Here is a 14,515-nt window from a genome sequence, read left to right on the forward strand (position 1 = left end):
TTTCTTCGATTAATAAACGTAGCATAAAACCTCACCACCAACATTTTGCTGACGAGCTTCTTTATCAGACATAACGCCTTTAGAAGTTGACAGGATGGCGATACCTAAACCATTTAATACACGTGGCATGTTTTCCATACCTGCGTATTTCCTCAAACCTGGTTTGCTGATGCGCGAAATGCTGCGGATAGCAGAAATTTTAGTTATCGGGTGGTATTTCAAAGCAACTTTGATAGTGCCCTGAGGACCATTTTCCTCAAACTTGTAATTTGCAATGTAACCTTTGTCGAAAAGCACCTTAGTGATTTCCTTCTTCAGATTTGATGCAGGAATTTCAACAACCCGGTGGTTGGCTTTAATAGCATTCCTTACTCTTGTAAGATAATCTGCGATTGGATCTGTATTCATTTTATTGTGTTATGACGGTGGTTTCCTTCCCGTAACATCCGGGGCGACCTTCCATCGGTTAATTCATTTTGTATTTGAGATTTCGGATGTTCGATTTCGAATTTATCTAAATCTCAAAAAAATTAAAAATATCGGATTCCGAAATCGAAATTCCGAAATCCGATATTTTTATATCTTCTTACCAGCTTGCTTTTTTCACTCCCGGGATCTTGCCTTCAAGAGCCATTTCACGGAATGTAACACGTGAAATGCCAAACTGACGCATATAACCACGAGGGCGGCCGGTTAATTTGCAACGGTTGTGCAGTTTTACCGGTGATGATGCTTTTGGTAATTTATCTAAAGCAGCGTAATCACCTGCTTCTTTCAAAGCAGCTCTTTTTTCAGCGAATTTAGCTACTAATTTTGCGCGCTTTACTTCACGTGCTTTTACACCTTCTTTAGCCATTGCTATTTTGATTTTTAAATGGTAAACCAAATTGTTTCAACAACTCCAATGCTTCAACATCGTTTGTTGCGGAGGTTACAAAGGTAATATCCATACCTTGGATTTTATTGATTTTATCAATATTTATCTCAGGGAAGATAATTTGCTCAGTAATACCTAATGTATAGTTGCCTCTTCCGTCAAAACCTTTATCGTTAATGCCTTTGAAATCACGGATACGTGGCAGGGCAACAGCGATTAAACGATCCAAAAACTCATACATTGTGTTGTCACGCAGGGTAACACGTACGCCAACCGGCATATTTTTACGCAATTTAAAGTTTGAGATATCTTTTTTAGATTTTGAAGATACTGCTTGCTGACCAGTGATGGTAGTTAACTCGGTGATGGTGTTTTCGATCAATTTCTTGTCGGTTGTAGCACCACCTACACCCTGGTTAATGGCAATTTTCTCCAATTTAGGAACCTGCATTACGCTTTTGTACTGAAATTTATCTTTCAGTGCGGTGCGGATCTCTTCCTTGTATTTTGATTTTAATCTTGGTACGTAAGTCATTACTTAATTTCCTCCCCTGATTTTTTTGCTACCCTTACTAATTTGCCGGCTTCGTTTTTCTGACGGCCAACACGGGTTGTATTACCTGTTTTAGGATCAACCAGCATAAGGTTTGAAATATGTATAGCAGCTTCTTGTTTAACAATTCCGCCGTTAGGGTTAGCAGCATTAGGTTTAGTATGTTTTGATACCATATTGGCACCTTCAACAATAGCCCTGTTCTTATCTACCAAAACCTCAACGATTTTGCCTTGTGATCCTTTTGAATCGCCGGCGATAACTTTAACCAGGTCGCCTTTACGGATCTTTAATTTTACTTTCTTTTCCATGTTACAATACCTCCGGTGCTAATGATACAATTTTCATAAATTGTTTCTCGCGCAGTTCCCTTGCAACAGGGCCAAAGATACGTGTACCTCTTGGCTCGTCCTGGTTGTTTAACAACACAGCTGCGTTATCGTCGAAACGGATATATGAACCGTCTTTTCTGCGGATCTCTTTTTTAGTACGCACAACTACGGCTTTTGATACGGTACCTTTTTTCACGTTACCTGATGGTAAAGCGCTTTTTACGGTAACCACAATTTTATCGCCGATTGATGCATACCTTTTACCGGTACCACCTAATACACGGATCACTAAAACTTCTTTAGCGCCGCTATTGTCGGCTACTGTTAATCTTGATTCCTGTTGTACCATCTTATTTAGCCCTTTCTAAAATTTCAACTAATCGCCAGTTTTTGGTTTTGCTCAGCGGGCGGGTTTCCATGATCAATACTGTATCGCCTACGCCACAGGTATTGTTTTCATCATGAGCCTTGAATTTGGTAGTTTTCTTTACGAATTTACCATAGATAGGGTGTTTCACCTTACGCTCAACGGCCACAACAATAGATTTTTCCATCTTGTTGCTTACTACGAGGCCGGTACGTGTTTTTCTTAAATTTCTTTCCATTTTTACTAATGTTTAAAAAATTAATTCTTTTCAGAAGCGGCCGCCGCTTTACGTTTTGTTAATTCAGTATTTAACTGAGCAATTCCTTTGCGTACTTTGGTTATACGGGACGGGTTCTCAATAGCTGAAACTGCATGAGCAAATTTCAATTTGGTTAGGGTAGCCCTTTCCTCGCTGATTTTAGCAACAATTTCTTCAGTTGATAGGCCCAAAATTTCTGAGTTCTTCATTTTTCTTTGTTATTTGTTGTCTGTTGGCAAGTTTAAACGTTGTATCGTTTTATTAATGATGGGTGAAATTCGGCATCAACTTCACAACATTAAAACTTTACAACTTTTCAACTAACTCCTCAATTTATGCTTCTACGTAATCCCTACGTACAATAAATTTAGTTTGCACTGGTAATTTCTGTGCTGCAAGGCGTAAAGCCTCTTTAGCAACTTCCAAAGGCACACCTTCGGCTTCAAAAATGATCCTTCCGGGGCGTACTACCGCAACCCAGTATTCAGGAGCACCTTTACCTTTACCCATACGTACCTCTGCAGGTTTTTTAGTTACAGGTTTGTCAGGGAATATCCTGATCCAAACCTGTCCTTCACGTTTCATAAAACGTGTTACAGCGATACGTGCAGCCTCGATCTGACGGCTGGTGATCCATGCCGCTTCGAGTGATTTAACACCAAAAGATCCGAATGAAAGTTCAGCACCACGAGTGGCTAAACCTTTCATCCTGCCTTTTTGCATCTTTCTGAACTTCGTTCTTTTTGGCTGTAGCATTTTCTTAAGTATTGAGATTTGAGATCTGAGATTTGAGACTGCTCATCCGCATCTCAATCAAAAACCCCTTATCTTGTTATTTTCTTTTTTTTACTTACAGTTTCAGATGTTTTGAGATACTTTTTCTCATATCTCAAATCTAACATCTCAAATCTGCTTTAATTATCTCTTACCTGGGCCACCTGGGCGGTTTCCACCTTGTCCACCCGGACGGTTTCCACCTGGCCTGTTACCACCACCACGGCGGTCGCCACCTGGTTTCCTGTCGCCACGACGCTCACCGCCGCGCTCGCCGCCTCTTTCGTTACCACGGCCACCAAAGCCTGGCGCACCGCCTTCTGGCCTGCCACCTTTGCCGCTTGCGCTGCTGGTACCGCCAATGTTTGGAGAAAGATCGCGTTTGCCATAAACCTCGCCTTTGCAGATCCAAACTTTAACACCTATTTTACCATAGGTAGTTAATGCTTCTGCCAATGCGTAATCAATGTCAGCACGGAAAGTGTGCAAAGGAATCCTGCCTTCTTTATATTGCTCGCTACGTGCCATCTCAGCGCCACCTAAACGGCCTGAAGTCATTACCTTGATACCTTCGGCACCCATACGCATGGTTGCAGCGATTGTGGTTTTCATGGCACGACGGAAAGAGATACGTGCTTCTAATTGTTTTGCAATGCCTTCTGCTACTAATTGTGCATCAAGCTCAGGGCGTTTGATCTCGAAAATGTTGATCTGAACTTCTTTTTTAGTAAGTTTTTTTAACTCTTCTTTGATCTTGTCAACTTCCTGACCGCCTTTACCAATCACAATACCCGGACGGGCAGTGTGGATAGTTACGGTAATGCGTTTTAAAGTACGCTCGATAACTACTTTAGATACACCACCTTTAGCAATACGAGCTGAAAGGTATTTGCGGATTTTTTCGTCCTCAACTAATTTGTCGGAGTAGTTGTTACCACCGAACCAGTTAGAATCCCAACCTCTGATGATTCCTAACCTGTTACCTATTGGATGTGCTTTCTGTCCCATTTCAAATTAATTGTTTTCGTTTTTACTATCCACAACAAGTGTTACGTGGTTTGAGCGTTTGCGGATACGGTATCCCCTTCCTTGCGGAGCTGGGCGTAACCTTTTTAACTGACGGCCACCGCCTACAGATACTTCCTTAACAAAAAGGTTGCTGTCTTCAACACGTTTGCCTTCGTTTTTTGCTTCCCAGTTTTTGATTGCTGATAACAAAAGTTTCTCTACACGAATAGCAGCTTCTTTGTTAGTAAATTTTAATATGTATAACGCTTTCTCAACGTTTTCACCGCGGATCAAATCAACCACCAAACGCATTTTGCGTGGTGAAGTTGGGCAGTCCTGTAACTTAGCAACAGAAGCGCCGCCTACAAGAGCTTTCGCAGCTTCTTTTTGTTGCCTGATCAGTACAGACTTTTTAATTTTTGTTGTTGCTTCCATTGCCTGTTATTTTTTCTTTTCTGCGTGTCCGCGGAATGTACGGGTTGGGGCAAACTCTCCAAGCTTGTGACCAACCATGTTTTCTGTTACGTACACAGGGATAAACTTGTTACCGTTGTGTACAGCGAATGTATGACCAACGAAATCAGGAGAGATCATGGAACGACGTGACCATGTTTTTACAACTGATTTTTTATTTGCATCATTCAGCACCATAACTTTCTTGTCTAAGTTATGATCGATGTAAGGTCCTTTTTTTATTGAACGAGCCATTATTTCTTCCTTCTTTCAATGATGTAACGATCCGATGTTTTCTTCTTGTCACGAGTTTTATAGCCTTTAGCCAATAAACCTTTACGTGAACGTGGATGACCACCTGAGGCACGGCCTTCACCACCACCCATAGGGTGATCTACCGGGTTCATAGCTACACCACGTACCCTTGGCCTGCGACCTAACCAACGGTTACGGCCTGCTTTACCTAACACAGCATTTGCTCTTTCGCCATTTGAAACAGTACCGATAGTTGCCAAGCAAGTTGACAATATCATACGTGTTTCGCCTGAAGGCAATTTGATGATGGCATATTTACCATCACGTGCTGATAACTGAGCATAAGTACCGGCGCTGCGGGCAATTACACCACCCTGGCCAGGGTTTAACTCAATGTTGTGGATAATTGAACCAAGAGGGATATTTTTCAATGGTAAAGTGTTACCAACTTCAGGAGCTGCTGTAGCACCTGCTGTAACTACTGTACCAACTGTTAAGCCTTCCGGAGCAATCATGTATCGTTTCTCACCATCAGCAAAGTGTAGCAGGGCTATACGTGCCGAACGGTTAGGATCGTACTCGATAGTTGCAACTTTTGCCGGGATATCAAACTTGTTACGTTTAAAATCAATTAACCTGTATGCTTGTTTATGACCACCACCTAAGTAGCGCATAGTCATTTTACCGCTGTTGTTACGACCGCCCGATCTTTTGTTTGATGCTACTACCAACGACTTTTCAGGAACGTTTGTTGTAATATCTGAGTTAGATACATCAACTCTGAAGCGGGTACCCGGGGTAACCGGTTTAAATCTCTTTACTGCCATTTCTATAATTATATATTGCTGTAAAAATCAATTACTTCTCCGTCCTTCAACGTAACGATCGCTTTTTTGTAAGTAGCTGAACGGCCTTGAACAGCGCCAGCCTTAGTATTGCGGGTTTTTAGTTTACCGACGTATTTCATGGTGTTCACCGCAGTGATATTTACACCATACATTGCCTCAATGGCATTTTTGATCTGAATTTTGTTAGCCCTGTGATCAACTTTGAAAGCATAACGGTTAAGCTTTTCAGTTAACTGAGTAACTTTTTCAGTAAGTAGGGGTTGTTTTAAAATTTCCATAATTACTTAGCTAATGCTTCCTCCAAAGTTTTAACAGCACCTGTAGTAAGCAATAATTTGCCGGCGTTCAACACATCGTAAGTGTTTAATTGCTCAACAGAAATTACTTTGCTTTTTTTCAGGTTTCTGCTTGATAAATAAACATTGTTATTTTCAGCGCCTGCTACTACTAATAATGTTTTATCATTAGTAACATTCAAATCGGCCTCCAACTTAATGTAGTTTTTAGTTTTGATGCTATCAAAATTAAAATCCTCTAACACTAAAATGTTGTTATCCTTTGCTTTGTATGATAAAGCAGAGTTACGGGCCAGTGATTTAAGCTTTTTGTTTAATTTGAAGCTGTAATCGCGTGGTTGCGGACCGAATACACGGCCACCACCGTTAAATAATGGTGATTTAATACCACCGGCACGGGCACCGCCTGTACCTTTTTGCTTATATAGCTTGCGGGTTGAACCTGCAATCTCATTACGCTGTTTTGATTTGTGTGTACCCTGACGTTGATTAGCAAGATATTGCTTAACATCAAGATAGATAGCGTGATCATTTGGCTCAATACCGAAGATCGATTCAGGAAGCTGCACCTTGGCACCTGTTTCTTTACCTGATACGTTTAATACGTTAACTTCCATCTTATTTATCCACTATTACAAATGAACCCTTAGCTCCAGGGATGGAACCTTTAACTACTAACAGATTTTGCTCAGCGAAAACCTTAACTACTTCAAGGTTTTGTACTTTAACGCGAGCATTTCCGGTTTGACCAGCCATACGCATACCTTTAAATACACGTGAAGGCCATGATGACGCACCCAAAGAACCTGGCGCACGTAAACGGTTATGCTGACCGTGAGTTTGCATACCCACACCGCCAAAACCGTGACGTTTTACCACACCCTGAAAACCCTTACCTTTTGAGGTACCTACCACATCAACAAAATCTCCCGCAGCAAAAATGTCGACAGTAACGGTGTCGCCTAATGTTTTTTGATCTTCGAAAGTTTTGAATTCAACCAATTTACGCTTTGGAGCGGTGTTGGCTTTCTGGAAGTGTCCTTTTAAAGGGGCAGAAGTGTTTTTTTCCTTTTTGTCGCCATACGCTAACTGAACAGCAGCGTATCCGTCTGTATCCACAGACTTAACTTGTGTTACCACGCAAGGGCCAGCTTCGATTACTGTGCAGGGAATATTTTTCCCTGTTTCGTCGAAAATGCTGGTCATTCCTACTTTTTTACCAATAATTCCTGACATTTTTTTAATTGTTTTTGTGCCCATCGAAGCAGTAGGGCTTCGTTCAAGGCATATTTCTCCCCCGAAAGGGACGGCAAAGATAGAAACTTTGTATTAATTATCAAATAGTTAGTACGTTATTTTTTTATAATTTTTGCTCCAGTGTTTTAACACATGTTTGAAAGGTATTTCGCTAAGCATTAGCTGGTTTAATTTTTTGACTTTTCGAAGCCACTTTGGATGGCATGTTACCGCGCCATCCAATTGGCGGCGTAAAACCGGTGATGGGTTGGGGAAATTTTTAAGGATTGATAAGCTTAACACGGCAATCAACCAAAAAATTGCTGGTATTATCTAATTCAGAAAACCCTGCCTATCTTTACCGCATGAAACCTTATTACTTTACCGTAGCTGCCATGCTCATGGGCCACGTTGTATTTGCCGGCCAGGCCACGCAAACCGACACTACTAAAAAAGCGAAACATTCCGCAGCTTATACATCAATTGAACAGGTACCTGAATTTCCGGGTGGCCTCGCCGCCTTTGGTAATTATATAAGCAAAAACCTGAAATACCCGGAAATAGCGCGTTTGATAGGAATTAATGGCAAGGTTGTTTTATCGTTTATAATTGAAAAAAATGGCGAAGTAAGCACCGTTACGCCCATGAATTGTATTGGCGCCGGTTGCGAGGCTGAAGCTGTTAAAGTTTTGGAACAGAGCCCTAAATGGCTTCCAGGTATACAGAATAGCAAACCTGTGCGGGTGCAGTATACAGTACCTATAACTTTTGTGATACCACAGGGCCGGATTAGTTTTAAAGACCTCCAAAATTCAGATTATGGCTTCATTTTCGATATTAAGGGTAAACTTTATACCGCTGCCGAAGCTCAGGCCATATTGGGCAGCAATTTCCCAAGTACTGACATACAAATTGCCGAGCCTTATTATAACTATGATAAAAATCAGCAATTTACAGTGGCCGGTAAAAAAGAAGTATACCTGATCAGAATGAAAGATAATTAAAGACGGCTAAGGCAGCCGCCTTCAATAAATCCAACGAATTCTGAAGACGTTTCAATTACGTATTTTGCATTAGTTACTTTAAAGGAATCACGGGCATTCCCCCTAACCCTACGCCGCATACCCGCGTTGGCTATGTGCTATAAATGGACTATTTTTCCTCCTTATCGTTAGTAAAACGCCTGTATACTTAATTTAGTCCTTTATCCTGCCCTATTTATTCCCTATACTTATACCCGAAAAACAGGTATGATCTACTTAGAACCACAGGGGGGACTGGCCAACAGGCTACGGGTTATTGCCAATGGCATCTGGCTTAAACGGATGCTCAATACCCAACTGTGCGTTATCTGGAACGAAACACATGAGCTTAACTGCCCCTATCACCTGCTCCTTGAGCCCATTGCCGATTTTACCATTATCCCCAAAACGCGGGTATTTGATTTTGTAACGCGAACCGTTCAGCCCGATAAAAAAAGCCGGTTTAAGGCCAAACTTAAAAACCTTATCGCCCGGGTTGATATCTGCATTACCGATGCAGATTACCCGCTTACAGATGTTTATGAAACAGTACGCCATCATAAACGCATCTATATAAAAACCTGCCAGCGCTTTACCGATAGTGTTGATGAGTTTAAGCTTTTTAAGCCTATTGCCACGCTTAGCTTTAAAATTAATGAACTGTTAAGTACACTTAACCCAACCGGCGTGGGCGTACAGGTTAGACGAACGGATAATGCATTGGCTATAGCTAACAGTCCGCTGGAGCTGTTTACCGCCCGCATGCAGGAACTCCTGGCGGCAGATGATACAACCCGTTTTTTTCTTGCAACAGATGATGTTAATGTTGAACTTGAATTGAAACTAACATTTGGCGACCGGATCATCAGCCCCCCGAAAGACCTGAGCCGCCAAACAGTTGCCGGCATCCAGGCAGCCGTAGTTGATCTGTTTGTACTTGCCGGCACAGGGCGTATCCTGGGTTCGTACTGGAGCTCATTTTCGGAAGTGGCAGCCTGGATGGGCGATATACCTTTGGAAGTAATTAAAAAGGACAGCGTAAACGTGTAAATAAAAGTTACCTTAACCCTGATCTTTGCCAGCCAACTCATCAAGCATTTGCACGGTTTCCTGTTCAGCTTCTGCCTGGCGGGCCTTTTGTTTCAGAGACGGATACAACGCGTATCCGAACAACAGCCCGCTGAGCAAACCGCCTATATGCGCGGCGTTGTCAATACCACCCGACAGACCCGCCAAAAGATTATATCCTACAAAAACAGCAGTATTGATCAAAAATGGCTTTTTAAATTCGGGAGGGAACAAATTGGTAGTAAGCAGTGCCAAAAACACGCCATACATGCCAAATATGGCGCCTGAAGCACCTACGCTAACTGTAGCCGGGTGCCACCAGATACTGGTAATACTGGCTATTATTCCTGTTAACAGGTAAAGTACGGTGTATTTGCCGGTTCCGAGCAAGGGTTCAAGAAAGATGCCTACAAACAGCAAGCCATACATATTAAACAATACATGCATAATGCCGCCATGTAAAAACATATTGGTTAACAAGCGCCAGTATTGCCCGGTTTGTACCGATGGCCTGAAATTGCCGCCCCAGACCAACAGGTCATGGGCGTTGAAATTAATAAAACCCAAACCACTGCAAACCATAATGATAAACAGCAGCAGATTAAGATCAATGATGATAGCCGTGCTGAAAAAGCCCTGACGCGGCACTACCAGATTTCTGATTATTTTAAGGCCAAAAGGGTCGGTCGACTTTTGCGGTACCGGTTCAGCATCAACATTTAGTGGCCAGTAAGCTATTATCATCAACAGGATGGCGCAGCAAATACCCAATATACCAAATACCCAAAACAGCTTATTACCATTCCTGGCCGCGAAAGGTTCATTTACCGGCGATAAAATAACAGGATAAGCCCTGGTCAGGCTATCTTTTGTGCGCACTGCAGCAATATAATTGTCCCTCATGCTACTGGGGCCAAGCCTTTCCAGGTAAACAAATTCATTTAAGTTCTTAGCGTCAAAATCTCGCTGGCTTTCATCGGCAAAAGCTTTATATTCTGCCTGTTTTTCTGAATCTGATAACCTGTTGCTAATGGTTTTGCTGTAGCTGGTTGTTAACCACGCAACCGGCGGTGTTATAAAGGCCGGCACCGGCGGGTCAGTAATTTCAGCCAGTATATCTTCAACTTTGTATTGTTTTTTCAGGCTGATCAATAATACGCCATTCTTTCCCTTATCGCCATATATACTAATTGCGGCGTTGCCATGCAAAACATTTACGGTTTCAACTTTATCCGGATCTATCTTTTTTAGCTGTTGTCCTGCAATAGGCTTACCATTAAGCAGCACAAAGGGATTTTTAAAATTACCTTTTGGGTTTAACATTTTGCCGGCAGTGTCTGGCTGGGTAAAAGCACTGTCAAGTACAGGGCTTACGGCATATATGCCCATATCAAAGTTGTTATTGTGTTTGCCGCTTACCTTAAATGTAACTTTAAAGCGCGCAAACCGCTTATCGGTATAAAAATGTTTTACCTCATAATATTTGGTTAGGGGCAAATGGTTTAAACTGCTTATATGATCAAGTACCGTGAGTTTGCCTGTAGCCGATTCCATGTATGTTTGTGCAATAATACAGGGGCCCAGCATGCCTATGTAAGTTATCAACAGGGCAAAACTGAGCGGATCGCTGCGCCTGTTGCTTACCATATTAAGCAGTTTAAGACGCGGCTTCACCCATAATAAGATAATTACCAACGCTATTACCCCCGGACCGGCAATTTCCGTAAACACATCATCAACAACAAAAAGACTAAGCTTTACAAATATGAACCAGTTAAAAAAGGTATAGGCAGTTATAAACAATACCGTAACCGCAACAAAGGGGACAAATATTAATTTGAGTTTGGAAAAAAATTGGTTCATGATAAGGCGCACTGTTATTTTGTAAAGCTAATATATCATATTAGCCGCAATTAACAGCGAGCTTGCCGGTAACCTCATTTTCAATTCATAAACACCGAACTCGTGGGCACCTCATCGGCATGCGAAAACGAGCGCGTAAAACCTGCCTTGTAATACAGCAGCTTTTCGATACGGTTTTGCGCCTTCAAGCTTTGATACATGCCCAGCATCGACCAGCCGTTACCTGGATTACGTTCCAGATCTTCGCGGAAAACAGTTTCGGCCTGCGGGTTATAATCGGTTTTGAGCAGGTAGGCACCCATAAACTGCCGTGCCGGGATAGGCCACTCGGCGGGTTCTGAGTAAATCATGTTATCTTCTGTCTGCACCGCTTTTTTAAAGGCCGCCATACCATCATCAAACTTATTACGGCCAAGCAAAATAGCGCCATCCAATATATTTTCGGCAACGGTTGCCCCATCCAGCGCGGTATTAAAAGGGATATGCCGCTGTTTTAAAGAGGCATCATCAAGCCTGCCACGCAATAAAGCCAGTTGGGCAACGGCCGAATCCTGCCCACCTGTGTACAGAAATGCCAGTCCCCGGGCAAAGTGGTGCAGCACCCGTGCATAAGCCCAGGCAGGGTTAGGGCCAACGCTGTCTTTCAACAACTCATGCCATTTGCCAAGGCGCACCATGGTAAGTACAGGCATCATATACAGGTATTGTGAATAAGTATCGCCAGCCGAAGGTTTTACAGCATTGCGGCAGCGTTGGGCCGCTTCCATCCCCCTCTTGTACATTCCCCCATTAAAGGCGCAAAGTGTTTCAACAGCATAAAAGTGCGAGTTTATTTTGGTGAGCTTTAAGTTTTTTGCCATATCAGCATACACCCCGATACATTTAGCAGCCTTTTCGTTAGCATCAACGCCCTGAAAATATAAACCATTACGCTGGTAAACATGACTGGCCATATGTACCATATGCCCGATACCCGGAAATAAACTTTTTAAAGCCTGCGCGTTGTCCAGGGCAGCGCCCGGGTTACGCGAAGCCTCGGTTAAATGGATATAATAATGCAGCGCAGCCGGATGATCAGGATTTGTAATTAACACACCTTTACACAACGCAACCAGTTCGGCCGTCCAGGGTTTGCCGGTACCATCGGGTGCCCAAAAATCCCAGGGGTGAATGAGCATTACCGCGTCGATGTACAGCATTCTAAGGTCGGCATCGGTGGGATAAGCGTCAATCAGCTTTCTTATGCCCTGGGCATAAGCTTCGTTGTCACTTGCATTAGTGCCTCCTTGTGGATAACGCAGGTTCATCACCGCTATCAGCTTCTTTTCCTTCTCAGAGGCGTTGCCGGCAACAGCGTTCATTTGTTTCAAAACAGCAGGTAAACCGGCAGGTGCAACATAAGGCCCACCAGCATTATAGTAAGGGCCAAGGCTTAATGCCTGTCCCCAATAAGTCATAGCCGCAGCAGGATCAAAGCGCGATGCCTCCCTGAACGAGGCAAATGCCTCCTTCATGTGATAGCTATAATACATGGTTAAACCCTGGTTAAAGTAAAACCGCGCACTATCGTTACCGGCAGTTATAGCGTAACTGTGATGTCCCCAGCCGGGCAGGCGCTGTACAAATTTGCCGTTGCCTGCCGTGTCTGCATTATCTGCTGCACCCGATGAGCACATTACCGGGATTACCGGCTTTATTTTGCCCGATACTTTTAGTTTTTTTCCCTGGAACGCAAACAAATATGTAGCGAACAGCACCACAGGAAACACAAATAACAGCGATACCTTTTTCATGTTCGACTTTTTTAAATGAGAAACCGGAATACAATTGGTTGGTTGTGAAAACCTATACTAATATAAGGTATTATAGGCAGGAATGGATGGGGAATTGAGATGTGTTAGGTTGATGATGGTGAATGTAGATTGAGAAAAGGAACTTTCACTTTCCTCTTCGCGCCCCTCAAAATGAGGCGATAAAAAATTTTCAGAAAAAATTGCGTAACTCAGAAGTTACTTATACTTTTACGTAACTTGCAAGTTACCTATCTTAACAATGCTTATTAAGTGAGCAATTATTCAATTAAAAAAATCAAAAAGATGACAACTACAAATTTCACAACAACCTTACTGGTAAACCAAAGTCCGGAAGAAGTTTTCGATGCCATAAAGAATGTGCGCGGATGGTGGTCGGGATTGTACTCAGAAACATTTGAAGGCGAATCGGATAAACTTGGCGACGAGTTTTCATTCCGGGCCGGCGACGGGGCGCACTATACCAAACAAAAGCTTGTTGAACTGGTGCCCGCCAAAAAAATAGCCTGGTTGATTACTGATAGCAAGCTAACGTTTACACAAAACCAAAGCGAATGGACAGGTACAAAACTTTGCTTTGAAATTTTTGCGGAGGGCGATGCAACAAAAATTGTTTTCACACATGTTGGCCTGGTGCCGGAATTTGAATGTTATAACTCTTGTGCACCGGCATGGACACAATACATCCAGGAGCGGCTTTTGAACTGGATAAATACAGCTACGGCAAACAAAACAATGTCAGCGGCGCAGTGATGTGTAACCGGGCACTAACCGGCTAAAGCCATCCTTAGAAGCAAGGTATTAAATTACTTTGCTTCTAAGCTATACAACGGCCATCGTTAGTACCAACAACCAATACCGATGGTAAAAGCTACGTTCGTTTATATATCTTTGAGAAACAAATAACCTTATGACAATAAAGTTAGGCGACTTCTTCCCTAAGAAATCAGTAGATGAACCGGTATTGGAACTTGACGACCCAAGGTGGTCGACTTTAGAAGGTGGTTACAGAGGAACATTATATGATGCTTCAATAGCTTTGAAGAAACTGGAGGTTGCAGACAATAAACAAACTGTTAACCAAATCTATCAAGAACTATGGAACGAGTTGCACCATCAGGGAGATGTTGGCTTAGCATCATATTATTCGGTTCCTCATTTGGTTAGAATATCACTACAAAAACAAGTTGTAGACTATAATATACTCGGACTGATTTCGGTTATTGAAATACAAAGGCACAAGAACAATCCTCCTTTACCAAGTGCTTTAAAGCCAAACTATAATAAAGCCATTGAAAATTTAGGAGATCTTGCCAGCCTTGCAATGAGTCAATATTGGGATTTAGATTTAGCTGCAACTGCGTTAACAGCTATTGCATTATCTAAAGGGCAAGTAAAGTTAGCTAATGCTATTCTGAACATGGATAGTGAAGATACGATAGATGAGTTCCTCGAATCCTATAGTTAGCCATTTGCCAATATATTCCTTGATA

Annotated in this window: 21 protein-coding genes; 4 read left to right on the forward strand and 17 right to left on the reverse strand. The window is 42.4% G+C overall.

Going from position 1 to position 14,515, the window contains the following annotated elements; translation table 11 throughout:
- Nucleotides 1–9: 9 nt before the first annotated feature.
- From rpsH to rplC, 15 genes are all read right to left on the reverse strand, one after another.
- Entirely contained in the window at nt 10–408 is a 399-nt protein-coding gene (gene rpsH / locus ACEN9X_RS07145) for a 30S ribosomal protein S8 (RefSeq protein ID WP_091215977.1), read from the reverse strand.
- Between the two features lie 178 nt (nt 409–586).
- On the reverse strand, nt 587–856 hold the full coding sequence (rpsN, locus tag ACEN9X_RS07150; RefSeq protein ID WP_091215973.1) for a 30S ribosomal protein S14: 270 nt from the start codon (nt 854–856) through the stop codon (nt 587–589).
- Entirely contained in the window at nt 849–1,412 is a 564-nt protein-coding gene (gene rplE, locus ACEN9X_RS07155; RefSeq protein WP_091215970.1) for a 50S ribosomal protein L5, read from the reverse strand. The genes rpsN and rplE overlap by 8 nt, the downstream gene beginning before the upstream one ends.
- Complete coding sequence (gene rplX / locus ACEN9X_RS07160) at nt 1,412–1,741, reverse strand: 50S ribosomal protein L24 (RefSeq protein ID WP_091215966.1); 330 nt, start codon at nt 1,739–1,741, stop codon at nt 1,412–1,414. The genes rplE and rplX overlap by 1 nt, the downstream gene beginning before the upstream one ends.
- Nucleotide 1,742: 1 nt before the next feature.
- Complete coding sequence (gene rplN, locus ACEN9X_RS07165; RefSeq protein WP_090529260.1) at nt 1,743–2,111, reverse strand: 50S ribosomal protein L14; 369 nt, start codon at nt 2,109–2,111, stop codon at nt 1,743–1,745.
- Nucleotide 2,112: 1 nt separating this feature from the next.
- On the reverse strand, nt 2,113–2,367 hold the full coding sequence (gene rpsQ, locus ACEN9X_RS07170; RefSeq protein WP_090529263.1) for a 30S ribosomal protein S17: 255 nt from the start codon (nt 2,365–2,367) through the stop codon (nt 2,113–2,115).
- A gap of 20 nt (nt 2,368–2,387) precedes the next feature.
- On the reverse strand, nt 2,388–2,597 hold the full coding sequence (gene rpmC, locus ACEN9X_RS07175; protein ID WP_090529266.1) for a 50S ribosomal protein L29: 210 nt from the start codon (nt 2,595–2,597) through the stop codon (nt 2,388–2,390).
- Nucleotides 2,598–2,721: 124 nt separating this feature from the next.
- Nucleotides 2,722–3,144, reverse strand: a complete 423-nt coding sequence (gene rplP / locus ACEN9X_RS07180) for a 50S ribosomal protein L16 (RefSeq protein WP_090529269.1) — start codon at nt 3,142–3,144, stop codon at nt 2,722–2,724.
- A 162-nt stretch (nt 3,145–3,306) separates the two neighbouring features.
- Entirely contained in the window at nt 3,307–4,170 is an 864-nt protein-coding gene (gene rpsC, locus ACEN9X_RS07185) for a 30S ribosomal protein S3 (protein WP_091215961.1), read from the reverse strand.
- Between the two features lie 6 nt (nt 4,171–4,176).
- Nucleotides 4,177–4,605, reverse strand: a complete 429-nt coding sequence (gene rplV / locus ACEN9X_RS07190; protein WP_091165379.1) for a 50S ribosomal protein L22 — start codon at nt 4,603–4,605, stop codon at nt 4,177–4,179.
- Between the two features lie 6 nt (nt 4,606–4,611).
- Nucleotides 4,612–4,878, reverse strand: a complete 267-nt coding sequence (rpsS, locus tag ACEN9X_RS07195; protein WP_022832979.1) for a 30S ribosomal protein S19 — start codon at nt 4,876–4,878, stop codon at nt 4,612–4,614.
- On the reverse strand, nt 4,878–5,705 hold the full coding sequence (gene rplB, locus ACEN9X_RS07200) for a 50S ribosomal protein L2 (RefSeq protein WP_413669724.1): 828 nt from the start codon (nt 5,703–5,705) through the stop codon (nt 4,878–4,880). Before rplB ends, rpsS begins: the two co-directional genes overlap by 1 nt.
- A gap of 8 nt (nt 5,706–5,713) precedes the next feature.
- Nucleotides 5,714–6,004, reverse strand: coding sequence for a 50S ribosomal protein L23 (gene rplW, locus ACEN9X_RS07205; RefSeq protein WP_091215952.1), 291 nt, complete (start codon nt 6,002–6,004; stop codon nt 5,714–5,716).
- Nucleotides 6,005–6,006: 2 nt separating this feature from the next.
- On the reverse strand, nt 6,007–6,639 hold the full coding sequence (gene rplD, locus ACEN9X_RS07210; RefSeq protein ID WP_274990026.1) for a 50S ribosomal protein L4: 633 nt from the start codon (nt 6,637–6,639) through the stop codon (nt 6,007–6,009).
- 1 nt (nt 6,640) lies between these two features.
- The gene (gene rplC / locus ACEN9X_RS07215) at nt 6,641–7,258 is read right to left on the reverse strand and encodes a 50S ribosomal protein L3 (protein WP_413669725.1); all 618 of its coding nucleotides are present in this window, start codon (nt 7,256–7,258) and stop codon (nt 6,641–6,643) included.
- A 365-nt stretch (nt 7,259–7,623) separates the two neighbouring features.
- Here rplC and ACEN9X_RS07220 point away from each other — a divergent pair, with 365 nt between their 5' ends.
- A complete protein-coding gene (locus ACEN9X_RS07220; protein WP_413669726.1) occupies nt 7,624–8,262 on the forward strand; it encodes an energy transducer TonB in 639 nt (212 codons plus the stop codon).
- Between the two features lie 246 nt (nt 8,263–8,508).
- Entirely contained in the window at nt 8,509–9,330 is an 822-nt protein-coding gene (locus ACEN9X_RS07225; RefSeq protein ID WP_413669727.1) for a hypothetical protein, read from the forward strand.
- Nucleotides 9,331–9,342: 12 nt separating this feature from the next.
- Here ACEN9X_RS07225 and ACEN9X_RS07230 read toward each other — a convergent pair whose 3' ends face one another.
- Together ACEN9X_RS07230 and ACEN9X_RS07235 are read right to left on the reverse strand one after the other, a co-directional pair.
- The gene (locus ACEN9X_RS07230) at nt 9,343–11,211 is read right to left on the reverse strand and encodes a rhomboid family intramembrane serine protease (RefSeq protein WP_413669728.1); all 1,869 of its coding nucleotides are present in this window, start codon (nt 11,209–11,211) and stop codon (nt 9,343–9,345) included.
- Between the two features lie 80 nt (nt 11,212–11,291).
- Complete coding sequence (locus tag ACEN9X_RS07235) at nt 11,292–13,004, reverse strand: hypothetical protein (RefSeq protein ID WP_413669729.1); 1,713 nt, start codon at nt 13,002–13,004, stop codon at nt 11,292–11,294.
- A gap of 303 nt (nt 13,005–13,307) precedes the next feature.
- Here ACEN9X_RS07235 and ACEN9X_RS07240 point away from each other — a divergent pair, with 303 nt between their 5' ends.
- A complete protein-coding gene (locus ACEN9X_RS07240; RefSeq protein ID WP_413669730.1) occupies nt 13,308–13,775 on the forward strand; it encodes an SRPBCC domain-containing protein in 468 nt (155 codons plus the stop codon).
- Nucleotides 13,776–13,932: 157 nt separating this feature from the next.
- Nucleotides 13,933–14,490 (forward strand): hypothetical protein, encoded by a 558-nt coding sequence (locus ACEN9X_RS07245; protein ID WP_413669731.1) that lies wholly within the window; start codon nt 13,933–13,935, stop codon nt 14,488–14,490.
- Nucleotides 14,491–14,515: the final 25 nt, after the last annotated feature.

This window comes from Mucilaginibacter sp. Mucisp86 (genome assembly GCF_047324315.1).
Classification (GTDB): Bacteria; Bacteroidota; Bacteroidia; order Sphingobacteriales; family Sphingobacteriaceae; genus Mucilaginibacter.